The organism is Variovorax sp. YR750 (genome assembly GCF_900109805.1).
In the GTDB taxonomy this organism is placed as follows: domain Bacteria; phylum Pseudomonadota; class Gammaproteobacteria; order Burkholderiales; family Burkholderiaceae_C; genus Variovorax; species Variovorax gossypii.
Map to the genome: position 1 here is coordinate 48,921 of NZ_FOBJ01000001.1, position 23,317 is coordinate 72,237.

General features: G+C 68.1%; 19 protein-coding genes. 7 read left to right on the forward strand and 12 right to left on the reverse strand.

Annotation, left to right across the window (positions count from 1 at the left end; genetic code table 11):
• Window positions 1-71 precede the first annotated feature (71 nt).
• From BMY35_RS00245 to BMY35_RS00260, 4 genes are all read left to right on the forward strand, one after another.
• Window positions 72-1,106 carry an amino acid ABC transporter substrate-binding protein gene (locus BMY35_RS00245; RefSeq protein ID WP_093195569.1) on the forward strand — a complete coding sequence of 345 codons (1,035 nt, stop codon included), beginning with the start codon at window positions 72-74 and terminating at the stop codon, window positions 1,104-1,106.
• Window positions 1,103-2,092: an amino acid ABC transporter permease gene (locus tag BMY35_RS00250; protein ID WP_093194998.1), complete on the forward strand. Its 990-nt coding sequence runs from the start codon at window positions 1,103-1,105 to the stop codon at window positions 2,090-2,092. The genes BMY35_RS00245 and BMY35_RS00250 overlap by 4 nt, the downstream gene beginning before the upstream one ends.
• Window positions 2,089-3,147 (forward strand): amino acid ABC transporter permease, encoded by a 1,059-nt coding sequence (locus tag BMY35_RS00255; RefSeq protein WP_093194999.1) that lies wholly within the window; start codon window positions 2,089-2,091, stop codon window positions 3,145-3,147. The genes BMY35_RS00250 and BMY35_RS00255 overlap by 4 nt, the downstream gene beginning before the upstream one ends.
• Before the next feature lie 271 nt (window positions 3,148-3,418).
• Window positions 3,419-4,780 (forward strand): homoserine dehydrogenase, encoded by a 1,362-nt coding sequence (locus BMY35_RS00260; RefSeq protein WP_093195000.1) that lies wholly within the window; start codon window positions 3,419-3,421, stop codon window positions 4,778-4,780.
• 8 nt (window positions 4,781-4,788) lie between these two features.
• Here the strand turns inward: BMY35_RS00260 and BMY35_RS00265 are convergent, their stop codons facing one another.
• The 3 genes from BMY35_RS00265 to BMY35_RS00275 are packed head-to-tail and all read right to left on the reverse strand — an operon-like array spanning window position 4,789 to window position 7,523.
• Window positions 4,789-5,187, reverse strand: a complete 399-nt coding sequence (locus tag BMY35_RS00265; RefSeq protein ID WP_093195001.1) for a PPC domain-containing DNA-binding protein — start codon at window positions 5,185-5,187, stop codon at window positions 4,789-4,791.
• Between the two features lie 6 nt (window positions 5,188-5,193).
• A complete protein-coding gene (gene pgm, locus BMY35_RS00270; RefSeq protein ID WP_093195002.1) occupies window positions 5,194-6,849 on the reverse strand; it encodes a phosphoglucomutase (alpha-D-glucose-1,6-bisphosphate-dependent) in 1,656 nt (551 codons plus the stop codon).
• A complete protein-coding gene (locus tag BMY35_RS00275; RefSeq protein WP_093195003.1) occupies window positions 6,846-7,523 on the reverse strand; it encodes an HAD family hydrolase in 678 nt (225 codons plus the stop codon). Before BMY35_RS00275 ends, pgm begins: the two co-directional genes overlap by 4 nt.
• 189 nt (window positions 7,524-7,712) lie before the next feature.
• On the opposite strand from BMY35_RS00275, the gene BMY35_RS00280 reads away from it, so the two are divergent.
• Together BMY35_RS00280 and BMY35_RS00285 are read left to right on the forward strand one after the other, a co-directional pair.
• Window positions 7,713-8,069 carry a hypothetical protein gene (locus BMY35_RS00280; RefSeq protein WP_093195004.1) on the forward strand — a complete coding sequence of 119 codons (357 nt, stop codon included), beginning with the start codon at window positions 7,713-7,715 and terminating at the stop codon, window positions 8,067-8,069.
• A 144-nt stretch (window positions 8,070-8,213) separates the two neighbouring features.
• Window positions 8,214-9,563, forward strand: a complete 1,350-nt coding sequence (locus BMY35_RS00285) for a putative bifunctional diguanylate cyclase/phosphodiesterase (RefSeq protein WP_093195005.1) — start codon at window positions 8,214-8,216, stop codon at window positions 9,561-9,563.
• 15 nt (window positions 9,564-9,578) lie between these two features.
• Here the strand turns inward: BMY35_RS00285 and BMY35_RS00290 are convergent, their stop codons facing one another.
• From BMY35_RS00290 to map, 3 genes are read right to left on the reverse strand one after another with little or no spacing between them, the layout of a single operon-like run.
• Complete coding sequence (locus BMY35_RS00290) at window positions 9,579-10,616, reverse strand: sensor domain-containing diguanylate cyclase (protein ID WP_093195570.1); 1,038 nt, start codon at window positions 10,614-10,616, stop codon at window positions 9,579-9,581.
• Window positions 10,617-10,644: 28 nt separating this feature from the next.
• A complete protein-coding gene (locus BMY35_RS00295; protein WP_093195006.1) occupies window positions 10,645-13,251 on the reverse strand; it encodes a [protein-PII] uridylyltransferase in 2,607 nt (868 codons plus the stop codon).
• A gap of 22 nt (window positions 13,252-13,273) precedes the next feature.
• Complete coding sequence (gene map, locus BMY35_RS00300) at window positions 13,274-14,098, reverse strand: type I methionyl aminopeptidase (RefSeq protein ID WP_093195007.1); 825 nt, start codon at window positions 14,096-14,098, stop codon at window positions 13,274-13,276.
• A gap of 237 nt (window positions 14,099-14,335) precedes the next feature.
• Here map and purL point away from each other — a divergent pair, with 237 nt between their 5' ends.
• Window positions 14,336-18,304 carry a phosphoribosylformylglycinamidine synthase gene (gene purL, locus BMY35_RS00305; RefSeq protein ID WP_093195008.1) on the forward strand — a complete coding sequence of 1,323 codons (3,969 nt, stop codon included), beginning with the start codon at window positions 14,336-14,338 and terminating at the stop codon, window positions 18,302-18,304.
• Window positions 18,305-18,411: 107 nt separating this feature from the next.
• Here purL and BMY35_RS00310 read toward each other — a convergent pair whose 3' ends face one another.
• The 6 genes from BMY35_RS00310 to BMY35_RS00335 all read right to left on the reverse strand — a co-directional run bounded on the left by BMY35_RS00310 (window position 18,412) and on the right by BMY35_RS00335 (window position 23,205).
• Window positions 18,412-19,197: a peptidylprolyl isomerase gene (locus tag BMY35_RS00310; protein WP_093195009.1), complete on the reverse strand. Its 786-nt coding sequence runs from the start codon at window positions 19,195-19,197 to the stop codon at window positions 18,412-18,414.
• 130 nt (window positions 19,198-19,327) lie between these two features.
• Window positions 19,328-19,606, reverse strand: a complete 279-nt coding sequence (locus BMY35_RS00315) for a BolA family protein (RefSeq protein ID WP_093195010.1) — start codon at window positions 19,604-19,606, stop codon at window positions 19,328-19,330.
• Complete coding sequence (locus BMY35_RS00320) at window positions 19,603-20,145, reverse strand: septation protein A (RefSeq protein ID WP_093195011.1); 543 nt, start codon at window positions 20,143-20,145, stop codon at window positions 19,603-19,605. The genes BMY35_RS00315 and BMY35_RS00320 overlap by 4 nt, the downstream gene beginning before the upstream one ends.
• Window positions 20,146-20,173: 28 nt before the next feature.
• A complete protein-coding gene (msrB, locus tag BMY35_RS00325) occupies window positions 20,174-20,584 on the reverse strand; it encodes a peptide-methionine (R)-S-oxide reductase MsrB (RefSeq protein WP_093195012.1) in 411 nt (136 codons plus the stop codon).
• The gene (locus BMY35_RS00330; RefSeq protein WP_093195013.1) at window positions 20,581-22,062 is read right to left on the reverse strand and encodes a protein adenylyltransferase SelO; all 1,482 of its coding nucleotides are present in this window, start codon (window positions 22,060-22,062) and stop codon (window positions 20,581-20,583) included. The genes msrB and BMY35_RS00330 overlap by 4 nt, the downstream gene beginning before the upstream one ends.
• 63 nt (window positions 22,063-22,125) lie before the next feature.
• Entirely contained in the window at window positions 22,126-23,205 is a 1,080-nt protein-coding gene (locus BMY35_RS00335) for an AraC family transcriptional regulator (RefSeq protein ID WP_093195014.1), read from the reverse strand.
• Between the last annotated feature and the right edge of the window lie 112 nt (window positions 23,206-23,317).

The window sequence follows — 23,317 nt, forward strand, 5'->3', positions numbered from 1 at the left end:
GTTCTTTGGCAGAGTCCGGCGTCGGCCCGTACACTGCCTTTTGCTTACCGTTGTTGAGGAGAACACCAATGATGAACAAAACCTTCCGGCCGGCGTTGCTCGCGGGCGCCTGCCTCGCCGCCCTGGCCTTTGCCGCCCCGGCCTTCGCCGGCAAGACGCTCGACGCGGTCAAGCAGCGCGGCACCGTCAAGTGCGGCGTGACCAACGGCGTGGCCGGCTTTTCGGCGCCGGACACGCAGGGCAACTGGTCCGGCCTCGACGTCGATACCTGTCGCGCCATTGCGGCGGCCGTGCTCGGCGACGGCAAGAAGGTCGACTTCGTGCCGCTCAACTCGCAGCAACGCTTCTCGGCCCTGCAGGCCGGCGAGATCGACATCCTGGCGCGCAACACCACCTGGACGCTCACGCGCGACGCTTCGCTGGGCTTCAACTTCACCACCATCACCTACTACGACGGCCAGGGCTTCCTGGTGCCCAAGAAGCTCAAGGTGACGAGCGCCAAGCAGCTCAAGAACGCCACCATCTGCACGCAGTCGGGCACCACCAACGAGAAGAACGTGTCGGACTACTTCCGCGCCCAGGGCATCCCCGTGAAGACGGTGGTGTTCGAGAGCTTCGAGGCCTCGTTCAAGGCCTTCTTCTCGGGTCGCTGCCAGGCCTTCACGACCGACGCCTCGGCGCTGGCCGGCCTGCGCAACAAGGAAGCCTCGAATCCCGACGACTACATCATCCTGCCCGAGCTGATCTCCAAGGAGCCGCTGGCGCCCCTGGTGCGCCGCGGCGACGACGAGTGGTTCGCCATTGCCAAGTGGGTGCCCAACGCGCTCATCGAGGCCGAGGAGTTCGGTGTCACGCAGGCCAACGCCGACGAGCTCAAGGCCGGCAGCAAGGACCCGGCGCAGCAGCGTCTGCTCGGTACCGGTGAAGACCTCGGCAAGCTGCTGGGCCTCGACAAGGACTGGTCGTTCCGCGCGATCAAGGCCGTGGGCAACTACGGCGAGATCTTCGAGCGCAACGTCGGACCGAAGTCGGTGCTCAAGCTGCCGCGCGGCTCCAACAACCTCTGGAGCAAGGGCGGCCTGATCTACGCACCCCCGGTTCGATGAACGGCAGGACCTCGCGCCGCGGGGTCTGGCTGGCATGGGCCGTCCAGGCCCTGCTGGTGCTGGCTGTATTGGCCGGCGCGGTCTGGGTGGTGCACCACGCGCTCGAGGTGCTGCGCGCGCGCGGCGTCCGCTCGGGTTTCGACTTTCTCACCGAGCCCGCCGGCTTCTCGATCAGCGAAGGCTGGCTCGATTTCGACGCCAGCCAGCCGTTCTGGCGAGCCTTTCTCGCGGGGCTGATCAACACGGTGCGCGCGGCGGTGCCGGCTGCCATCTTCTCGGTGGTGCTGGGCACGCTGATCGGCATCGGCCGGCTCGCGCCGCACGTGCTGCTGCGCGGCATCTGCACCGCGTACGTCGAGCTGGTGCGCAACGTGCCGCTGCTGGTGCAACTGCTGATGCTGGCCTTCGCGATGGCCAACCTGCTGCCCGACCCGACCGAGCCGGTGCGGCTGCTTCCGGGCGTGTGGCTCAGCAAGGGCGGGCTCAGCGTGCCGTGGCCCATGATGGGCGAGGGCGGCCTGCACTTCGAGCTTCCCGAGCGCGGTGACTTCGGTGTGAGCGGCGGCGCTTCGCTGAGCCCGGAGTACGTGACCATCGTGGCGGGCCTGAGCCTCTACTCGGCCGCCTTCGTGGCGGAGATCGTGCGCGCGGGCATCCTGTCGGTGCCGCAGGGACAGGTGCTGGCGGGGCAGGCACTGGGCCTGTCGCCGGTGCAGCAGTTGCGCATCGTCGTGCTGCCGCAGGCGCTGCGGGTGATCGTGCCGTCGCTCACCAACCAGCTGCTGAGCCTTACCAAGAATTCGTCGCTGGCGGTGGCCGTGGGCTATCCGGAGCTGGTGTCGGTGGCCAACACCACCATCGGGACGAACGGACGCGCCTTCGAGTGCATCGCGATCATCATGGCGGTCTACCTGCTGCTGTCGCTGGTGATCTCCTTCGGCATGAACCGCTACAACGCGCGCGTCGCATTGCGGGGCTGGCGATGAGGGGCGCGGTGCGAGGGCAGCCTGTTGAATGGCGCCGCGAACTTTGGGGCTCCCCGCTGCGTTCGCTGGCCACGGTGCTGTTGCTGGTGCTGTTCGTGTGGATCGGGTTCCACGTCGTCGAGTGGGGCATCGTGCACGCGGTGTTCCGACCCGATGCCGAGGCCTGCAGGGCCGTCCAGCATGGCGCGTGCTGGGGCGTGGTGGCGGAGAAATGGCGGCCGATGCTCTTCGGACGCTTCCCGTACGAGGAACAGTGGCGTCCGGCCGTCGCGGTCGTGGTGCTGTCCGCCGTCACGATGCTCAGCGCCTGGCCGCGCAGCTGGCGCTGGTGGCTGGTGCCGCTGTGGATCGTCGCTCTGCTGCTTTTCGTGCTGCTGATGCGTGGAGGCGTCCTGGGCCTGAGCCATGTGCCCACGGGGCGCTGGGGCGGCCTGCCGTTGACCATCGGGCTCGCTGTGGTGGGGCTGGCCCTGGCCTTTCCGCTGGCCCTGCTGCTGGCGCTGGGGCGCCGGTCGGACTGGCCCGTGGTGCGCACGCTGAGCGCGAGCTACATCGAGCTGGTGCGCGGCGTGCCGCTGATCTCGGTGCTGTTCATGGCCTCGTTCCTGCTGCCGCTGCTGTGGCCTGCCGGCTGGCAGCCCGACGTGCTGGTGCGGGTGCTCGCGGGCCTGGCGCTGTTCGTGGCGGCCTACCTTGCGGAAATCATCCGCGGTGGCCTGCAGGCCGTGCCGCGCGGCCAGACCGAAGTGGCCATGGCGCTGGGCTTCGGGCGCTGGCCGGTGCAGCGCGACATCGTGCTGCCGCAGGCGCTGCGCCTCGTCGTGCCCGCGCTCACGAACAACGTGGTGGGCACGCTGAAGGACACCTCGCTCGTCACCGTGGTCGGCCTGTTCGAGCTGACCGGCGCGCTGGGACTGGCTCTGGGCGGCGACCCGACGTGGCGGCCGTTCTACCTCGAGGGCTATCTCTTCGTGGCCGCGGTGTACTGGGTGCTGTGCTTCGGGCTCTCGCGCTACAGCGTGTGGCTCGAAAAACGGCTTTCGGCGGCACCCTGAGCCGGTCGCCGCCCGGCTCCTGTACACTCCGGGCCTTCATGTCGCGCCACAACCTCCACCCCGCATCCAACGCAGCCCTGATGGCTCGCATGATGCCGCCTGCCTCCGCGCAGGCGATGGTTGTTGCTCGAATGATTACCACCATTACCACCGCGGCCACCTGAGCACGCGCAGGTGGCCGTTCCGGCAGCCACCTGGTGTATCGCTCTCTCCCCGAACGAATGAACCCAGCTCTGGCAGCTGGGTTTTGTTTTTTCGTCAGGAGATGTCCATGTACCGCGATCCCGTTGAATCCCTAGAGCCCTTGCACCACCGCCCGGCGGCCATTCGTACCTTGCGCGTGGGGATGATCGGCATCGGCACCGTGGGCTCGGGCACCTTCCGTGTGCTGGCGCGCAACCGGGCCGACATCGCGGCGCGGGCCGGCCGGTCGATCGAGCTCGTGATCGTCGCCGCGCGCAACCTGCAGCGGGCCGCCGGCATCCTGGGAGAGGGCGTCGCGCTCACGGCCGACGCGATGCAGGTCGCCACCCATCCCGACGTCGACGTGGTGGTCGAGGTGGCCGGCGGCACCGGCCCTGCACGCGAATGGGTGCTGGCCGCCATCGCGCACGGCAAGCACGTGGTTACGGCCAACAAGGCCCTGCTGGCGGTGCACGGCGCCGAGATCTTCGCGGCCGCGCGCGAAAAGGGCGTGATCGTGGCCTACGAGGGCGCGGTGGCCGTGAGCATCCCCATCATCAAGGCGCTGCGCGAAGGCCTCGCGGCCAACCGCATCGAATGGGTGGCCGGCATCATCAACGGCACTACCAACTTCATCCTGAGCAAGATGCGCGACGAGGGCCTGGACTTCGCCGCCGCACTCGCGCAGGCGCAGGCGCTGGGCTATGCCGAGGCCGACCCGACCTTCGACATCGAGGGCATCGATGCCGCCCACAAGCTGACATTGCTCGCGGCCAACGCCTTCGGCATGCCGCTGCGTTTCGCCGATGCGCAGGTGGAAGGCATCACCGCGCTGCAGGGCGTGGACGTGGCCTGCGCCGAGCAGCTGGGCTACCGCATCAAGCTGCTTGGCGTGGCGCGCCGGCAGGCGGCGGGGGTCGAGCTGCGCGTGCAGCCCGTGCTAGTGCCCGCCACGCACCTGATGGCCCAGGTTAACGGCTCGATGAACGCCGTCATGGTCAAGAGCGACGCGGCCGGACTCACGATGTACTACGGCGCGGGCGCCGGCTCGGAGCAGACGGCCTCCGCCGTGATCGCCGACCTGGTCGATGTGGCGCGGCTCGATGGCGTGCATGCCGCGCGGCACGTACCGCATCTCGGCGTCCATGCCCATGCGACGAATGCGCTTGCCGTGGTGCCGCGCGCCGCCGTCCACACATCGCACTACTTGCGCGTGCCGGTGCATGCGGTGGGGCAGATCCAGGCAGTTGCGGCCTGTCTTGCGGAGCGAAAAGTCCCTGTGCGCCAGGTCGCGCTGGCGGCCGAACGGCCCGGCGCGGGCCCGCAGGTGCTGGTGCTGACGGGGCCGGTGGAGCAGGGCGCGCTCGACCTCGCCGTGCACGCGCTGCAGGCGCGCGCCGAAGTGGCGGGCGCGGTCGCGACGCTGCGCGTGGAGTCGCTGGAAGGCTGAGCCGGGCGTCAGGACTTCCGGCGCGGGCTCAGTTCGGCATAGCCGGTGAGCGGGTCGTGCTCGCGCGCGAAGCGCCAGCCGGGAAGCTCTGCGACGAGGATCTCGGCTGTGGTGCGCACGATGCATCCCGGCGCCGCATGCCCGCCGAAGACCCGGCCCTCGGCGTCCGACACGCTGATGTGCAGGTGCGAGCCGTCCGGAGACAGGCTGCCCGCGAGCGTGAGGATTTCCAGCTCGCCCTCGATGCGTGCCGGTGTCTCGGCGCCCGCGAACCGGATGCTCGCCCCGCGCAGGCTGCCGATGCCGGAAACCACGAAGGCCGCCTCCGCGCCGCCTTGCCTCAGCGCCGCATCGAGCGACGCGCGCAGGTCGTCGCCCGGATTCAGCCGCAGCACCAGCGTCCGCATTCGGCCTCAGTTCCCCGAAAGCGCCCCGTCGACCACGTGCTGCGCCTCCTCGAGGATGTGCGCGAGGTGGTCCTTGCCCTTGAAGCTCTCGCCGTAGATCTTGTAGATGTTCTCCGTGCCCGAGGGCCGCGCGGCGAACCAGCCGTTCGCGGTCACCACCTTCACGCCGCCGATTGCCGCGCCGTTGCCCGGCGCATGGCTCAGCACCTCGACGATCCTGTCGCCCGCCAGCTCGGTCGAGCGGATCTGCTGCGGCGAGAGGCTCGACAGCCGCTTCTTCTGCTCGACCGTGGCCGGCGCGTCCACCCGGTCGGACACCGGCTTGCCCAGCGCCTGCGTCAGCTCGGCGTAGCGCTCGCCCGGGTCTCGTCCGGTGCGCGCGGCGATCTCGGCCGAGAGCAGGGCGGGCACCATGCCGTCCTTGTCGGTGGTCCAGACCGAGCCGTCCTTGCGCAGGAAGGTCGCGCCCGCGCTTTCCTCGCCGCCGAAGGCCAGCGAGGCATCGACCAGCCCGTCGACGAACCACTTGAAGCCCACCGGCACCTCGTGCAGCCTGCGCCCGAGCCGGTTGGCGACGCGGTCGATCATCTGGCTGCTGACCACCGTCTTGCCGATGGCCGCCTGGGCGGGCCACTGCGGGCGGTGCGTGTAGAGGTAGTCGATCATCACCGCGAGGTAGCTGTTGGGCTGCATCAGCCCGGTGCTGCCGGAGACGATGCCGTGGCGGTCGTGGTCGGTGTCGCAGGCGAAGGCGATGCCGAAGCGGTTCTTCAGTTCGATCAGCTTGTGCATGGCGTCGGGCGACGACGGGTCCATGCGGATGCGGCCGTCCCAGTCGAGCGACATGAAGCGGAAGGTCGGGTCGACCTCGCGGCTCAGCACGTTCAGGCGCTTGAGCTTGTAGCGCTCGGCGATCGCGGGCCAGTAGCGCACGCCGGCGCCGCCCAGCGGATCGACGCCGAGGTCGAGGTTCACGTCGCGGATCGCGTCCATGTCGAGGACCTGGGCCAGGTCTTCTACATAGGTGTTCAGGTAGTCGTGCCGGTGCGTGGTCGATGCGCGCAGCGCCTGTGCGAGCGGCATGCGCTTCACGCCTTCGAGGCCGTTCGCCAGCATCTTGTTGGCCGCGGCCTCGACGGCCGAGGTGATGTCGGTGCCCGCAGGTCCGCCGTTGGGCGGGTTGTACTTGAAGCCGCCGCTCTCGGGCGGGTTGTGCGAGGGCGTGATGACGATGCCGTCGGCAAGGCCCGTCGTGCGGCCGCGGTTGTAGACCAGGATGGCGTGCGACACGGCCGGCGTCGGCGTGTACTCGTCGTCCTTCGAGATCATCAGCTCGACGCCGTTGGCGGCGAGCACCTCGACCGCGCTGCCGAAGGCCGGCGTCGACAGCGCGTGCGTGTCGATGCCCAGGAAGAGCGGCCCGTCGATGCCTTTCTGCCTGCGGTAGTCGCAGATGGCCTGGCTGATCGCCAGCACGTGCCATTCGTTGAAGGCGTCGTCGAAGGAGGAGCCGCGATGCCCCGAGGTGCCGAAGGCCACGCGCTGCGATGGCACCGACGGGTCGGGCCGCCCGGTGTAGTAGGCCGAGACGAGGCGCGGCACGTCGACCAGCAGTTCGATGGGGGCGGGCTGGCCCGCGAGAGGATTGGTTGCCTGGCTCATGTCGATGGGAAGTCGAAGTTGATGAGATCTGCGATGCGCTCGACGGTGATGTCGGCGGGGGCGTAGGCCGCAATGGCCTGCGCGTCGAGCGCATAGTGCCCTTGCCGCACGAAGACCGTTGTAAGACGCGGTCCCCAGATGGCCTTCATGGCCGACAGGATGCGCAGCTTGTCGTCGACCATCACGTAGTGCCGGGCCGGGTGGAGCTGCTCGACGACGTCGAGCATCTGCTCCTTGTGCACGTAGATCAGCACGCGGCCTTCGGTGGCGTCCCCGAGGCCCGAGCGCTGCACCTTGCGCGGCTGGAAGACCGCGTCGCCGTCCGAAAGGATCACCGTGGGCCCCTGCCGGCGCAGGTGCTTCAGCGCTTCGAGCGCGCCAGGGTAGAGCCTGTCGGCGAACGGATAGTCGAGAAGAAAGTTCGACATCTGCAGCAGCCGCGGGTCGCTCATGCCCAGGCGGCTTTCCCCGGCGCGGAAGCGCTGCAGGGCGCCGAGGTAGTCGACGTAGCCGAGCTGGTCGCGCAGTTGCTCGAAGGCGACCCAGTAGCGACTGGCGCTTTCCGCGCCGAAGGACTCCTCGAGGCGGGCGCGAAGGTCGGCGATGACGCGGTCGTTGTCGAGCAGCGTGTTGTCGACGTCGATCAGGAAAACGGTGGCAGGAGGTTGTGTCATGGTTTCGGGGCCCACGGGCCTGGACTGCACGCCGCGTCCAGCATACGCCCCGGATGCGACGCCAATCGGAGCCCGCGTGAATTAGTTGATGCTTCGAGCCTCGCTGGCTTAATCTGTGCCACAGGACCGTCCCCGGAGTTGAATAAGCTTCCGCCCAGCTTGGATCAGCTTGAAGAAGGAGCAAGAAAGATGCGCATCACGAACGGTCGATACCGGCCTGGCCTGTCGGCAGTGGCTTCGAGCCTGTGCTTGAGCCTGGTGCTGGCCGGCTGCCAGACGCCCCCGGCCGACCGGCCCCTGTCACCGGAAGTCCCCGAGCCCCCGAGCTTCGTCACGCCTCCCGAGGCCTGCCAGGCGGCATCCGTGCGCTTCGCCCTGGGCTTGCGCATCAGCCAGCAATTGCTCGAGGAAATGCGCCAGCGCGCCGGTGCCCGGATGGCCCGCACCGTGCTGGCCACCGAGACTGCCGACCCGGCGCAGGACATGATGCGGCTGAATGTGCAGGTCGAGCCCACCGGCCGCGTGGTCGGTGCGTATTGCGGCTAGGACCGCCCGATGCCGCCCGGTGTTGCCCTTCTTGCCGAGAGTGTTGTGATGTTCACACATCGGCTGTAACAAATTTTCGCAACAACACGCGGAACAGTTCGAATTGGGAGAACAATAGTCCGCGACTTCCGGAGCCCCAGTCTTTTGTCGAACCAGCAACCTCCAGTCTCGTTGCCGTCGTACTACGACGGATCGGCCCGTCTCCCGCCGGACGAGGTGCTGCGCCCGTTGATGGCCGACTGGGCACGCGCGGGCAAGCGCCTGGCTGCCATCTGCTACATCGACGTCGACCACTTTGCCGAGTTGAACGAGCGCCTGGGCATGGTCGCGGGCAATGCCGCCCTCGAGGAGGTTGCCCAGCGCATCAAGGCCGAGCTGCCGCGGGAGAGCGTGATGGCCCGAGTGGGCGGCGACGAGTTCGCGGCCCTGTTCGCCGGCCTTGGCGCCTCGCAGTGCGCCCAGGTGCTCGAACGCATCCAGACCTCGCTGGCCGACCCCTGGATCTGGCGCGACCAGACGGCCAGCATCGACGCCAGCATCGGCGCCATGCTGCTCGACAGCAACGGCCCGCCCCCCGAGACCGCACTGCGCCAGGCGCAGCACGCGGCCTTCTTCGCCAAGCGCGCAGCCGACGGCAAGGTGCACTATTTCGACGCTCCCAGGGCTCGCGCCGACGAGCAGGTGGTCCGCGAGCGCCAGCGCATCCAGGAAGGCCTGCTGCAGGGCGAGTTCTTCCTGGTCTACCAGCCCAAGGTCGACATGCGGCGCGGCGTGGTGGTGGGCGTCGAGGCGCTCATCCGCTGGCAGCATCCCGAGCGCGGCCTGCTGCCGCCCGCGCAGTTCGTGCCGCTGATCGAGGACGACCAGCTGGTGGAGCAGGTCGGCGACTGGGCCATCGCCACAGCGCTGTGGCAGGCGCACCAGTGGCGCCTTGCGGGCCTGCACATCTCGGTGAGCGTGAACGTGGCGCCGCGCCACATGATGCGCTGGGACTTCGTCGAGCGGCTCGCCAGGCACCTGGCGCAGTTTCCGAAGCAGGGCGAGGGGATGCTGGAGCTCGAGATCCTCGAGACCACGGCGATCAGCCAGTTCGCGAACGTCGCGCTCTTCGTGGAGGCCTGCAAGATGCTGGGCGTGGGCGTCACCATCGACGACTTCGGCACCGGGTATTCGTCGCTCACCTACCTGCGTCAGCTGCCGGTGTCGACCGTGAAGATCGACCAGTCCTTCGTGCGCGGCATGCTCGACAACAGCCAGGACCGGGCCATCGTGCAGGGCATCATCGCGCTGCTCCATGCGCTGGGGCTCACGGCGGTGGCCGAGGGCGTCGAAACCACGAAGCAGGGCGAGGCGCTGCTCGCCCTGGGCTGCACGCTGGCGCAGGGCTTCGGCATCGCGAGGCCGATGGCGGCCAAGGACGTCGCGCAGTGGGTGGCGCAGTACGAGCAGGCGCCGCTGTGGGGGCGCGACGCGGCTGCGCTGCCCGCCGGCTGAAGGCGCCGGCCAGGTTCAGCCTGACAGGAGCGCGCCGGCGTCGTGGATCATGTTTCGGCGGTTGTGCTTGACCGCGTACATGGCGGTATCCGCCTGCCGCAGGGCCTCCTCGGCCGAGGTGGTGCGAGGATCGACGGCCACCACGCCGACGCTGGCGCCCTTGTAGTCGATCGTCATGTTCCTGAGGCGCAGCTCGCCTTTGGTGTTTTCCGCCAGCCGGTCGGCCAAAGCCATGGCGCCGGTGCGCGGCGATTCGCCCAGGCCGGGGCCCAGGCCGATCACGACGAACTCGTCGGAGCCGAAGCGCGCCAGCATGTCGCTCGCGCGTACGCAAGCCGCCAGCTGCTTCGCCATGGCCGCCAGGAATTCGTCGCCGACTCCGTGGCCGTGCGCGTCGTTGATCTTCTTGAAGTCGTCCATGTCGATGAAGCCGACCAGCACGCTCTGGGCGCTGCGCGCGCCCTGGGCGAGCATGCGCTGCAGCGCGTCGACGAGGGCGCGGCGGTTCGGCAGGCCGGTGAGGACGTCGGTCGCGGCATTGGTCGAGAGTTCGATGCCGGCCTTGTCGAGCTTGGCGATCATCTGCTCCCGCTCGACCTGCTGGCCGATCAGCCTGGCGAACAGGCGCAGTACCGGCTCGGCGATGGCCGGCAGCGGAACCTGCCGTGCGCTGGCGACGCACAGCGCGCCATGGAGGCCGCCGTCGTCGAGCCTGACCGGCGCGCTCGCGCAGGACTGGATGCCCAGCTCGCGGGCGGCGTCGGCGTCGCCCCAGCAGCCGCCGGCATCGTCGGCGTAGATGCGGTTTTCTTCCAGCGCGTGGCGGCACAGCGTGTCGGCCCAGGGCACATAGGCCCCTTCGGGAATGGCGAGCTCGCCCGTGTTGTGGGCGAAGAGGACGTGCTGGCGGGCCTTTTCGGGCTCGATGATCGTGAGGTAGGCCGATTCGAGGCCGGTTGCCGCCTCGAGCATTTCGAGCATCGGGCGGGCGAGGTCTTCCAGCGTCTTGGCAGAGGAGACCGATTCGGATAGCTGTTCGATCAGGAATTCCATGGCCGACATTCTGAGGGCTCCCGGGGTTTCAGGATGCCAGTGCTTCCATCAATTCCGTTTCGATGGCCAGCTGGGTCTTCTGGCCCTGGAGCTCGGGGCCGCTGATCAGGAAGGTGTCTTCCACCCGCTCGCCCAGCGTCGTGACCTTGGCGAGCTGCAGGTTCAGGTGATGGCGTGCCAGCACCCGGGCCACCGAATACAGCAGGCCGGCGCGGTCGCTGGCCGAGATGTTGAGCAGCCAGCGCTGCGCCTTGTCGTCGGGCAGCAGGCTGATGCGCGGCTTGATCGGGAAGCTGCGCACCCGGCGCGACACCCGGCCCATGCTGGGCGGGGGCAGGGCGCCGGCCTCGGTGAGCGTCTGCGCCAGGCCCGACTCGACCATGCTGATCAGGTCGCGGTAGTGGTCCGGCAGGAAGGTAGTGACGACCTGGAAGGTGTCGAGCGCATAGCCGTTGCTCGTGGTGTGCACCTTGGCGTCCAGGATGCTAAAGGAGGCCTGGTCGAAGTAGCCGCAGATGCGCGCGAACAGGTCGGGCTGGTCGGGCGTATAGACCACCACCTGAAGGCCTTCGCCCACCGGCGACAGGTGCGCGCGCACGATGGGCGGCGCCTTCGGGTCGACGGGCACGTTGGGCGGCGGCACGAAGCGCGCGAGCTGCTTGGCGTGCCAGGCGATCTCGGAGGCGTCGTGGCGCATGAAGTAGCCCACGTCGAGCGTGTCCCACAGGGCCTTGTGCGCCTCGAAGCGCTGGGCGTGCAGGGCGAGCTGCACCAGCGCTTCGCGCTTGCGCGACTCGACCTCGGCGTCCGGGTCGGGCATGCGGCCGCCCAGCGCGCGCAGGGTGTAGCGGTACAGGTCCTCGAGCAGCTTGCCTTTCCAGGCGTTCCACACGCGCGGCGAGGTGCCGCGGATGTCGGCCACGGTCAGCAGGTAGAGCGCGGTCAGGTAGCGCTCGTTGCCCACGCGCTTGGCGAAGGCGCCGATGACTTCGGGATCGCTCAGGTCCTGCTTCTGGGCGACCTGGCTCATCACCAGGTGCTCGGCCACGAGGAACTCGATCAGCTTGGCGTCTTCGCGGGCGATGCCGTGCTGCTTGCAGAAGCGCTGCACGTCGCGCGCGCCCAGCGTGGAGTGGTCGCCGCCGCGGCCCTTGGCGATGTCGTGGAAGAGGGCCGCCACGTACAGGATCCAGGGCTTGTCCCAGCCGGCCGCCAGCTGCGAGCAGAACGGGTACTCGTGCGCATGCTCGGCGATGAAGAAGCGCCGCACGTTGCGCAGCACCATCAGGATGTGCTGGTCCACCGTGTAGACGTGGAACAGGTCGTGCTGCATCTGCCCCACGATGCTGCGGAACACGCGCAGGTAGCGCCCCAGCACCGAGGTCTGGTTCATCAGCCGGAAGGCATGCGTGATGCCGTAGGGCTGCTGGACGATCCGCATGAAGGTCTGGTGGTTGACCGGGTCGTTGCGGAACTTGCTGTCCATCACGTGGCGAGCGTTGTAGAGCGCGCGCAGCGTGCGTGCCGACAGGCCCTTCACGCCGATGGTCTTCTGGTACAGCAGGAAGGTCTCGAGCACCGCGTGCGGCTCGCGCTCGTAGAGGTCGTCGCTGGCGATCTCGATCAGGCCGGCGCGCTCGTAGAAGCGCTCGTTGATGGGCGTGTGCTGCTCGTCGCTGGGCTGCAGGCGCTCGGAAATGTTGAGCAGCAGGATCTGGTTGAGCTGCGACACCGCCTTGGCGGCCCAGTAGTAGCGCCGCATCAGGGCTTCGCTCGACTTGCGCTGCGACTCGCTCTCGTAGCCGAAGCTGGCCGCCACGGCGGTCTGCAGGTCGAACACCAGGCGGTCCTCGCGCCGGTTGGCGATCACGTGCAGCCGGGCGCGAATGAGCGAGAGCAGCGCCTCGTTGCGCTTGATCTGCTGCGCCTCGAAGGAGGTGGCCAGGCCGTTCTTGGCGAGATCGTCCCAGCGGCTGCCGTAGCCGGCGGCCTTGGTCATCCAGAGGATGGTCTGCAGGTCGCGCAGGCCGCCCGGCGATTCCTTGCAGTTGGGCTCGAGCGCGTAGGGCGTGTTGTCGAACTTCTGGTGGCGGTGCCGCATTTCCTGCGACTTGGCCACGAAAAAGGCCTGCGGATCGATGGCCCGCGAGAAGCGGCGGCGGAAGGCTGTGAAGAGCTTCTTGTCGCCGGCGATCAGGCGCGCCTCGAGCAGCGAGGTCTGGACGGTGACGTCCTTCTCGGCCTCGGCCAGGCATTCGTCCACCGTGCGCACGCTGGATCCGATCTCGAGGCCGGCGTCCCAGCAGTGGCCGATGAAGGCTTCGATGCGGGCCGGCTCGATGCCGCCTGTCTCGCCCTCGGGCGGCAGCAGCAGCAGCACGTCGACGTCGGAATACGGGAACAGCTCGCCGCGCCCGAAGCCGCCCACGGCTGCCAGCGTGAGCGAGTCGCCGAAGCCGGCTTCGCGCCACAGGGTGCACAGCGTTTCGTCGGCCAGCGCCGAGAGCTGGCGCAGCACCGTGTGCACGCTGCGGGTGGGAGCGCGCGCGAAGCGCAGGGTGTCGAACAGGGCGAGCTTCTTCGCGCGATAGGCTTCGCGCAGCGTCGCCACGTCGATGTTGGCTGCTTCGATCACGGGCGGGGAACGCGTTGCCGCGTCAGGTCTTGGTGGCGGTGACGAAGGAAGGCAGCGGAGGGCTGCCTGCCGACAGGGTCAGCACCTCGTAGCCGGTCTCGGTGACGAGCACCGTGTGCTCCCACTGGGCCGACAGCGAGTGGTCGCGCGTGACGATGGTCCAGCCGTCGTACTGGCCGCCCTTGAAGTCTTCCTTCACGTCGCGCTTGCCGGCGTTGATCATCGGCTCGATGGTGAAGATCATGCCGGGCTTGAGTTCTTCCATGGTGCCCGGTCGGCCGTAGTGCAGCACCTGGGGCTCTTCGTGGAAGCGCTGGCCCACGCCGTGGCCGCAGAACTCGCGCACCACCGAGAAGCCCTGGCCCTCGGCGAACTTCTGGATCGCGTGGCCCACGTCGCCCAGGTGGGCACCGGGTCGCACCTGCAGGATGCCGTGCCACATGGCCTCGAAGGTGATGTTGCACAGGCGCTTGGCGGCGATGGATGCGTCGCCGATCACGTACATGCGGCTGTTGTCGCCGAACCAGCCGTCCTTGATGACGGTGACGTCGACGTTCATGATGTCGCCCTTCTTCAGGGGCTTGTCGTTCGGGATGCCGTGGCACACCACGTGGTTCACCGAGGTGCACAGCGACTTCGGGAACGGGACGCTGCTCGCGCCCATGTAGCCCACCGTGGCGGAGGTGGTGCCCTGCTTGACCATGTACTCGGCTGCGAGCCGGTCGACGTCGTTGGTCGTGATGCCGGGCTTGATCAGGGGCGTGAGGTAGTCCAGCACCTCGGAGGCCAGGCGGCAGGCGACCCGCATGGCTTCGATGCCTGCAGCGTCTTTGTAGTTAATGCTCATCCCGGAATTATCCCATCGGCAGGATGAACCTGCCCCCAACGCGGAACACTTCGTGCCCCGCTGCCCCTCAAGGGGTACGACCGCCTCGGGGCGTCCCGGCGATGGCCTAAAATCACGGGCTAACGCGGATGATCCCAGTCAGCGGTCATCAGCCTCAATTTCTTGATTCCCAACGCGGCCCCCGAGGCCCCATCGACCGTGACGCAGCCCGCACATCAAGCCCTTCCTGTCGTAACCATGTTCGAGGGCGGCAGCGCGCTCAGCGACTTCCGCGCACGGCAGCTGCTGCCGAAACTGCAGGCCATCGAGCCGCGCATCGAGGGCATTTCGGCCCGTTTCGTGCACCTGGTGGTGACCGACTCGGCGCTCGACCAGGCGGGCCATGAGCGCTTCGCCGCACTCCTGACCTACGGCGAGCCCTTCGAGGCGCCGGCCAAGGCGGGCACCACCGTGGTGGTCACGCCGCGCCTGGGCACCGTGTCGCCCTGGGCCTCCAAGGCCACCGACATCGCCCACAACTGCGGCCTGGCGCTGCGCCGCGTCGAGCGCGTTACCCAGTACCACCTGAAGCTCAAGGCGCCGCTGATCGGCAAGGCTCCGGTGCTCGAGGGCGATGCCCTGGCCGCCGCGGCCGGCCCGCTGCACGACCGCATGACCGAATCGGTGCTGGCCACCGTCGAGCAGGCGGCCAGCCTGTTCAGCGAGTTGCCGGCCCAGCCGATGGCGCAGGTCGACGTGCAGGGCGGCGGCCGCGCCGCGCTGGTGGCCGCCAACACCGGCTTCGGCCTGGCGCTGGCCGAGGACGAGATCGACTACCTGGTCGACGCCTTCACCCGCTTGGGCCGCAACCCCAGCGACGTCGAACTCATGATGTTCGCGCAGGCCAACAGCGAGCACTGCCGCCACAAGATCTTCAACGCCGACTTCACCATCGACGGCGAGGCCCAGCCGCAGAGCCTGTTCTCGATGATCCGCAACACCGAGAAGCAGAACCCGCAGCACACGGTCATCGCGTATGCCGACAACGCCTCGGTGATGGAGGGCACGACCATCGAGCGCTTCATTCCGGCCAACGGCTCGCAGAGCTATCAAAAAGATAGCGCCCTGAGCCACGTGCTGATGAAGGTCGAGACGCACAACCACCCGACCGCCATCTCGCCTTTCCCCGGCGCCTCGACGGGCGCGGGCGGCGAGATCCGCGACGAAGGCGCCACGGGCCGCGGCTCGAAGCCCAAGGCCGGCCTGACCGGCTTCACTGTCTCGAAGCTGTGGCCGGAAGAGGGCAGCTACGGCAAGCCCGAGCACATCGCCAGCCCGCTGCAGATCATGACCGAGGGCCCGCTGGGCGGCGCCGCATTCAACAACGAATTCGGCCGTCCCAACCTGCTGGGCTACTTCCGCGAGTACGAGCAGACGGTGGCGAGCGATGTCGACACCGTGCAGCGCGGCTACCACAAGCCCATCATGATCGCGGGCGGCCTCGGCAGCATCGACGCGGCGCAGACCAAGAAGATCCGCTTTCCCACCGGCTCCCTGCTGATCCAGCTCGGCGGCCCCGGCATGCGCATCGGCATGGGCGGCAGCGCAGCCAGCTCCATGGCCACCGGCGCCAACGCCGCCGAGCTCGACTTCGACTCCGTCCAGCGCGGCAACCCCGAGATCGAGCGCCGCGCGCAGGAGGTCATCAACCACTGCTGGCAGCAGGGCGACGCCAACCCGATCCTCGCGATCCACGACGTGGGCGCTGGCGGCCTGAGCAACGCATTCCCCGAGCTGACCAACGACGCCGGCCGCGGCGCGCGTTTCGACCTGCGCTCGGTGCCGCTCGAAGAGTCGGGCATGGCGCCGAAGGAAATCTGGTGCAACGAGAGCCAGGAGCGCTACGTGCTGGCCATCGCGCCCGAATCGCTCGAGCAGTTCAAGGCCTTTTGCGAACGCGAGCGCTGCCCGTTCTCGGTGGTCGGCGTAGCCACCGAAGAGCGCCAGCTGCTGGTGGCCGACGAGGGCGCCGAAGTGCAGCCCGTCGACATGCCGATGGACGTGCTGCTCGGCAAGCCGCCGAAGATGCACCGCGACGTGAAGACCGTGGCGCGCAGCTTCAAGCCGCTCGACCTCACCGGCGTCGACCTGCAGAAGGCCGCCATCGACGTGCTCGCGAACCCCACCGTGGCCTCCAAGCGCTTCCTCGTCACCATCGGCGACCGCACCGTGGGCGGACTGAGCCACCGCGACCAGATGGTCGGCCCCTGGCAGGTGCCCGTGGCCGATTGCGCCGTGACGCTGGCCGACTTCAAGGGCTTCGCCGGCGAAGCCATGAGCATGGGCGAGCGCACGCCGCTGGCCGCGCTCGACGCGCCGGCCTCGGGCCGCATGGCGGTGGCCGAGGCCATCACCAACCTGCTGGCCGCGCCCATCGAACTTTCGCGCGTCAAGCTGTCGGCCAACTGGATGGCGGCCTGCGGCGAGCCCGGCGAAGACGCCGCGCTGTACGAAACCGTCAAGGCCGTGGGCTTGGAGCTTTGCCCGGCGCTGGGCGTGTCGATCCCGGTCGGCAAGGATTCGCTGTCGATGCGCACCCAGTGGAAAGACGGTGCCGAAGCGAAGAAGGTCACCTCGCCCGTGAGCCTGATCGTCAGCGCCTTCGCCACGCTGCCCGACGTGCGCGGCACGCTCACGCCGCAGCTAGACGCCGAAGAGCCCGACACCACGCTGGTGCTGATCGACCTGGGCCAGGGCAAGCACCGCATGGCCGGCAGCATCCTGGCGCAGACGCTCAACCAGAGCGGCGACACCGTACCCGACCTCGACGACCCGGCGCAGCTCGTGGCGTTGGTCAATGCCGTGAACGCCCTGCGCGCTGACGGCAAGATCCTCGCAATGCACGACCGCAGCGACGGCGGCCTGTTCGCCACCGCCTGCGAGATGGCCTTTGCCGGCCACGTCGGCGTGGCGCTGAACGTCGACATGCTCGTCACCGAGGGCGACGGCATCTCCGACAGCCGAATGGAAACCGGCGACGCCAAGAACTGGGCGCAGCAGGTCAGCGCGCGCCGCGAAGAACTCACGCTCAAGGCGCTCTTCAACGAAGAGCTGGGCATGGTGCTGCAGGTGCGCACCGCCGAGCGCAACGACGTCATGCAGGTGCTGCGCGCCCATGGACTCAGCACGCACAGCCACTTCGTCGGCAAGACGCGTCCCGCCAGCTCGCAGATGGATGCGGGCAAGGGCAAGATCGAAGTCTGGCGCGACGCCAAGGCCGTGTTCAGCGCGAGCCTGCACGACCTGCAGCAGGTGTGGGACTCGGTCAGCTGGAAGATCGCCCGCGAGCGCGACAACCCGGCCTGCGCCGATGCCGAACACGCGGCAGCCGGCGATCCGGCCGATCCGGGCATGCACGTGTTCCTGCCGAATCCCCAGCCGGCCGCACCGGCCATCCTGCAGTCGCGCCCCAAGGTTGCGATCCTGCGCGAGCAGGGCGTCAACTCGCACGTCGAGATGGCCTATGCCTTCACCGAAGCCGGCTTCGAGGCCTTCGACGTCCACATGACCGACCTGCAGACGGGCAGGGCGGACCTCGCCAGTTTCAAGGGCGTGGTCGCCTGCGGCGGCTTCAGCTACGGCGACACGCTGGGCGCCGGCATCGGCTGGGCGCGCAGCATCACCTTCAACCCGAAGCTGGCCGAGCAGTTCAAGACCTTCTTCGGCCGCGCCGACACCTTCGGCCTGGGCGTGTGCAACGGCTGCCAGATGTTCGCCGAGCTGGCCGACATCATTCCGGGCGCCGAAGCCTGGCCGCGCTTCACCACCAACCAGAGCGAGCGCTTCGAGGCGCGCCTGTCGATGGTCGAGGTGCTCGAATCGCCGAGCATCTTCTTCGCGGGCATGGCCGGCAGCCGCCTGCCGATCGCGGTGGCGCACGGCGAGGGCTACGCCAACTTCAAGCACCGCGGCGACGCGGCCAAGGCCATCGGCGCGATGCGCTTCGTGGACAACCACGGCAAGCCGACCGAGCAGTACCCGTTCAACCCCAACGGCAGCGCGGGCGGCCTGACCTCAGTGACCACGCCCGACGGCCGCTTCACTGCGGTGATGCCGCACCCCGAGCGCGTGTTCCGCAACATCCAGATGAGCTGGACCTCAGGCGACCGCAGCGAGCTGAGCCCCTGGATGCAGATCTGGCGCAACGCCCGCCGCTGGGTGGGCTGAAGGACGCCCCGCCTCGATCGTCCGCGAAGCCGGCAAGGCCTGGCGGACGCGAACGGACTGCAATAAAAAAGCGGCCTCGAGGGCCGCTTTCTTTTTGCTCGGATCGATTACTCGACCTTGGCCTTCGCGCGCAGGTCTTCCTGGTACTTCTGCAGGCGCTGCTGCTGCAGCTGCTGCGTGATCTGCGGCTTCACTTCTTCCAGCTTCGGCAGTTGAGCCTGGCGGATGTCGTCGACGCGGATGATGTGCCAGCCGAACTGGCTCTTCACCGGAGCGGGGGTGGTCTCGCCCTTCTTGAGCTTGATCATGGCTTCCGAGAACTCGGGCACGAAGCTCGCGGGGTTGGCCCAGTCGAGGTCGCCGCCGTTGGCGCCCGAACCCGGGTCCTTGCTCTGCTTCTTGGCGATGTCCTCGAACTTGGCGCCCTTCTTCAGGTCGGCCATGATCTTCTTGGCCTGGTCTTCGGTTTCGACCAGGATGTGACGGGCCTTGTATTCCTTGCCGCCGTTGGCCGCGACGAACTTGTCGTACTCGGCCTTCACGTCGGCGTCCGCGACCGGGTTGGTCTTGCGGTAGTTCTCGAACAGCGCGCGGATCAGGATGGCCTGGCGGGCGAGTTCGAGCTGGTTCTTGTAGTCGTCGGTGGCGTCCAGGCCCTGCTTCTGGGCTTCCTGCATGAACACTTCGCGTGCCACGATTTCCTCGCGCAGCTGGCCTTGCATTTCAGGCGTCACCGGACGGCCCGCGGCAGCCAGTTGCTGGGCCAGAACGTCCATGCGGGCCTTGGGCACCGGCTTGCCGTTCACGATGGCTGCGTTCTGCGCCAGGGCCGCCATGGGGATGGCACCGAGCAGCGCTGCGGCCGCGACGGCCTGCAAGATTTGTTTTTTCATGGAATGAATGGTCGAGCTGGGAAGTGAATGCGCGTGTAGGAGTTGCGCGGTAATGAAAGCAGGGGATTGGGGAAGAAGGGGCAACGGCCGACGCGGGAGTGGCGTGCGAGCAATGCGTTGGACGACTGACTCAGAGCACCTCGATGGCGATGGCGTGCAGACCCTGTGCGATGAAAACGTGGAGGGCATCATACACAAGCCGATGCCGCGCCACGCGGGGCTTCCCCTCGAACAGCGGGGAGGCGATGCGCACGCGGAAATGGGTGCCGCGGCCTTCCGCGTTGGCGCCCGCATGGCCCGCGTGGGCCGCGCTTTCGTCGATGACTTCGAGCGCCGTCGGCGCGAGCGCATTGCGCAGCGCGGCCTCCAGGGCTGCCGTGGTGGGGAGCTGTGCGGTGTCCGTGGTCATGCGGTCGGCTTGTCCTCGTTCTTCAGGTGCGGCGCGATGTACAGGCCCTGCGCCACCAGGAAGACGATGGGGAACACGTAGCCCCAGAGCTTGAAGTTGACCCAGGCCTCGGTCGTGAAGTACGCCGCCACGTAGGCGTTGATGGCGGCCATGAACAGGCAGTAGCCGATCCACGCCACGTTGAGCCTGCCCCAGATGCGGTCGGGCAGCTCGAGCTGCGAGCCCAGCAGCATCTTCAGGAAGTTCTTCTTCAGCGCCCAGAGCGCCACGGCCAGCGCGACAGCCATTGCGCCGTAAAGCACCGTCGGCTTCCACTTGATGAAGCGATCGTCGTGCAGCGCCAGCGTGAGCGTGCCGAACAGCAGGATCAGCACCAGCGTGGCCTTCTGCATGGCCTGCAGCTTGCGCTCGGTGGCGTAGATGACGGCCATCTGCACCACCGTGGCGGCCATCAGCACGCCCGTGGCGGTGTAGATGTCGCCCAGCTTGTAGGCAATGAAGAAAAGCAGGATCGGGAAGAAGTCGAGGAGCAGTTTCATTGAGCTCTTAGTTTGCTGGCTTGCTTGCTTATTTCTTCTGGAAGTCGAGCGACGCCGAGTTCATGCAGTAGCGCAGGCCGGTTTCGGTGGGGCCGTCGGGGAACACGTGGCCCAGGTGGGCGCCGCAGTTCGCGCAGACGTTCTCGGTGCGCACCATGCCGTGCGAGCGGTCGATGATGTTGCGGATCGCGCCCGGCACTGCTTCCTGCGAGAAGCTGGGCCAGCCGCAGCCGGCGTCGAACTTGGTCGCCGACTCGAACAGCTTGGCGCCGCAGCAGATGCAATGGTAGGTGCCGTCATCCCAGTGCGCCTCGTACTTGCCGGTGAAGGGGCGCTCGGTGGCCGCGTGGCGAGTCACCTCGAAGGCCGCGGGCTCGGCGCCTTTTTCGGCGAGCAGGGCTTTCCATTCGGCGTCGGTTTTTTGTACGGGAGTGGTCATGATGAGCAGCTGATTTCGATCGTGGAAGCCCAGTCGGGCGGGAAGCCGGCGTATGCGTCGGCACCGGGATGTTCTTCAAATGGGGTCTGGAGCACTGCCAGCAAGGTTGCCACACCCGAGTGGTCCTTTTGCTGACTCGCTTCGATGGCTTGCTGTCCCAGGTGGTTCCGCAGCACGAACTTCGGGTTGGTGCGGCGCATCAGTTCGGCGGCCAGGGCCCGGTCGGTGGAGGCATGGCGCTCCGAAAAAGATAGCATCCAGGCGTCGAAGCCTTCGCGGTCGAGGAACAGGTCGCGCACCGGCTCCACGTTGCCGTCAGCCATGAAGCCGGAGAGCCGGCGCCAGAAGATCGTGTAGTCGACCTTGCCCGCGGCCAGCAGCTTGAGCACGCCCTCGATCAGCGGCCGGTCGTCTTCGGCCGCCTCGGCCAGCCCCAGCTTGGCGCGCATGCGGCCCTCGAACTCGTTCGGGAACACCGTCTTGTACGACTCCAGCGCAGCCACCGCGACTTCCTGGTCGCCGATCAGCGGCAGCAGCGCCTGCGCGAGGCAGAACAGGTTCCAGTAGGCCACGTTGGGCTGCTGGTTGAAGGCGTAGCGCCCGTTGGTATCGCTGTGGTTGCAGATATGGCGCGGGTCGAAGCCGTCGAGGAACTGGAACGGGCCGTAGTCGATAGTGAGCCCGAGGATGCTCATGTTGTCGGTGTTCATCACGCCGTGGCAGAAGCCCACCGCCTGCCACTGGGCGAGCAGGGCGGCGGTGCGCTCGCTCACGGCTTCCAGGAAGGCGGCGTAGGCATTGCCGCCGAAGCGGTCGGTGGTGCGGCACTCGGGGTAGTAGCGGTCGATGACGTAGTCGGCCAGCGCACGAAGCTCGTCTTCGCGCTGGTTGGCTGCGAAGTGCTCGAAATGGCCGAAGCGCACGAAGCTGGGCGCCACGCGGGTGACGACGGCGGCGCTTTCCACCTCCTCGCGGTAGATCTGAGCGTCGGAGCCGGTCACGCACAGAGCGCGCGTGGTCGGGATGCCCAGGCCGTGCATGGCTTCGCTGCACAGGAATTCGCGGATGCTGGAGCGCAGCACTGCACGGCCGTCGCCGCCGCGCGAGTAGGGCGTACGGCCCGCGCCCTTCAGCTGCACCTCGAGCCCGCCTTCGGTCTCGCCGATCATGATGGCGCGCCCGTCACCGAGCTGGCCGGCCCACACGCCGAACTGGTGGCCGCTGTAGACCGTGGCGAAGGGGCTGGTGCCGACAATGGGCAGGCTGCCGGTCAACGCGGCCAGCGTGGCCTGCGACGAATGCCAATCGGGCGGCAGGCCCAGATCTCGGGCGACAGCTTCGCTGCGGCCCACCCAGTACGGATCGGGCAGCGGCGTCGGCCGCAAGTCGGTGAGAAAGGCCGGTCCCAGGGCGTGGAAACCAGGCTTCCAGCGCAGTCCCAGGTCCGCGACCCCGGTGTCTTCAGCAAGCAAGCTCATGCCCGGATTGTCCGGCACGGCGCGTAACCCCTGGCCGGGCGGGCCATCGGGACCCCGGAGGGGTCAGGCCGCGAGGGCGGCGGGCGCGTCCCAGATGCGCGCCCGGTACTGCGCCGGCGGTACGCCGAACCAGCGCTTGCAGGCACGGAAGAAGTTGCTCGTGTCCACGAAGCCCAGCATGTCGGCCACATCGGTCAACGTGTGGCGGTCTTCGGCCAGGTATTGCTTCGCCAGCTCGCGGCGGGTGCGATCGAGCAGCGACTGGAACGACACCGACTCTTCCTGCAGCCGCCGCTGCAGCGTGCGCTCGGCCAGACCGAGGCCCGAGGCGACGTCCTGCCGGCGCGGTTCGCCGTACTGGAGCCGGCGCGCGATCTCGGCGCACACCAGCGTGCTGGTGGTCGTCTGGCCCAGCAGGTTCAGCTGGTCGTCCAGCAGGTGCTCCTGCATCTCGCCGAGCACTTCGTGGAAGGTGGGCAGCGGCGTCGCCATGTCGGCGGCCGACAACAGCAGGCGGTTGGCTTCGGCGTTGAATCGCACATCGCAGCCGAATGCCTCGCGATGCAGCCGGTCGTCGGCGGGCGCGGGGTAGACGAACTCCATGGCCAGCGGCTGCAGGTCGCGGCGCGTGAGCCACTGGCATTGCATGAGCACGGTCAGCAGGGCGTATTCGACGCGCTGGCGGGGAATGGGCAGGCTGCCGCCCGTATGGCGCATCACCATCCAGCAGCCGCGTGGATCGGGCTGCAGCGAGAAGGCCGTCGCGTCCGAGATCACGGCCATGTAGCGGGTCAGCCGCACGAGCGCCGATTCGAGGCTGGAGCTGCACGACATCGCATGTCCCACCGTGCCCAGCTTGCTATGGGTGGAGGCCAGGTCGCGGTGCAGGCCCAGCGTGGGCCGGCCGGCACGGGCCACGGCGAGCTGCCAGAGCACCGTGATCTCGTCGACGGGGATGCGCGTGTTCTGCCGGTGCAACGAATCCGGGTCGAAGCCGGCGTCCCGCAGCAGCGAGGGCACGTCCAGCCCTTCGGCCTCGAACATCGACAGGACGCCTTCGAGCCACGCGGCCGAGCTGGTGCGCAGCTCCGGCTGCGGCATGCAGCCCGCCCGGCGCTGGGTGCCGCGCTGGCGCAGCGGCATGGAGGCTCCTGAAGTCATTCGTTTGGCTTTGTTGCGATAGCGATGAAAACGGTGCCGGTTTCTAGAATTTTTTTGCGTGTTCGGCGGCCCGGAGTATGGGTGCCGCGCGCCA

Coding starts and splice junctions, on each gene's coding strand:
- BMY35_RS00245 (WP_093195569.1), top strand. CDS start 72: ATGAACAAAACCTTCCGGCCGGCGTTGCTCGCGGGCGCCTGCCTCGCC.
- BMY35_RS00250 (WP_093194998.1), top strand. CDS start 1,103: ATGAACGGCAGGACCTCGCGCCGCGGGGTCTGGCTGGCATGGGCCGTC.
- BMY35_RS00255 (WP_093194999.1), top strand. CDS start 2,089: ATGAGGGGCGCGGTGCGAGGGCAGCCTGTTGAATGGCGCCGCGAACTT.
- BMY35_RS00260 (WP_093195000.1), top strand. CDS start 3,419: ATGTACCGCGATCCCGTTGAATCCCTAGAGCCCTTGCACCACCGCCCG.
- BMY35_RS00265 (WP_093195001.1), bottom strand. CDS start 5,187: ATGCGGACGCTGGTGCTGCGGCTGAATCCGGGCGACGACCTGCGCGCG.
- pgm (WP_093195002.1), bottom strand. CDS start 6,849: ATGAGCCAGGCAACCAATCCTCTCGCGGGCCAGCCCGCCCCCATCGAA.
- BMY35_RS00275 (WP_093195003.1), bottom strand. CDS start 7,523: ATGACACAACCTCCTGCCACCGTTTTCCTGATCGACGTCGACAACACG.
- BMY35_RS00280 (WP_093195004.1), top strand. CDS start 7,713: ATGCGCATCACGAACGGTCGATACCGGCCTGGCCTGTCGGCAGTGGCT.
- BMY35_RS00290 (WP_093195570.1), bottom strand. CDS start 10,616: ATGGAATTCCTGATCGAACAGCTATCCGAATCGGTCTCCTCTGCCAAG.
- map (WP_093195007.1), bottom strand. CDS start 14,098: ATGAGCATTAACTACAAAGACGCTGCAGGCATCGAAGCCATGCGGGTC.
- purL (WP_093195008.1), top strand. CDS start 14,336: ATGTTCGAGGGCGGCAGCGCGCTCAGCGACTTCCGCGCACGGCAGCTG.
- BMY35_RS00310 (WP_093195009.1), bottom strand. CDS start 19,197: ATGAAAAAACAAATCTTGCAGGCCGTCGCGGCCGCAGCGCTGCTCGGT.
- BMY35_RS00315 (WP_093195010.1), bottom strand. CDS start 19,606: ATGACCACGGACACCGCACAGCTCCCCACCACGGCAGCCCTGGAGGCC.
- BMY35_RS00320 (WP_093195011.1), bottom strand. CDS start 20,145: ATGAAACTGCTCCTCGACTTCTTCCCGATCCTGCTTTTCTTCATTGCC.
- msrB (WP_093195012.1), bottom strand. CDS start 20,584: ATGACCACTCCCGTACAAAAAACCGACGCCGAATGGAAAGCCCTGCTC.
- BMY35_RS00330 (WP_093195013.1), bottom strand. CDS start 22,062: ATGAGCTTGCTTGCTGAAGACACCGGGGTCGCGGACCTGGGACTGCGC.
- BMY35_RS00335 (WP_093195014.1), bottom strand. CDS start 23,205: ATGCCGCTGCGCCAGCGCGGCACCCAGCGCCGGGCGGGCTGCATGCCG.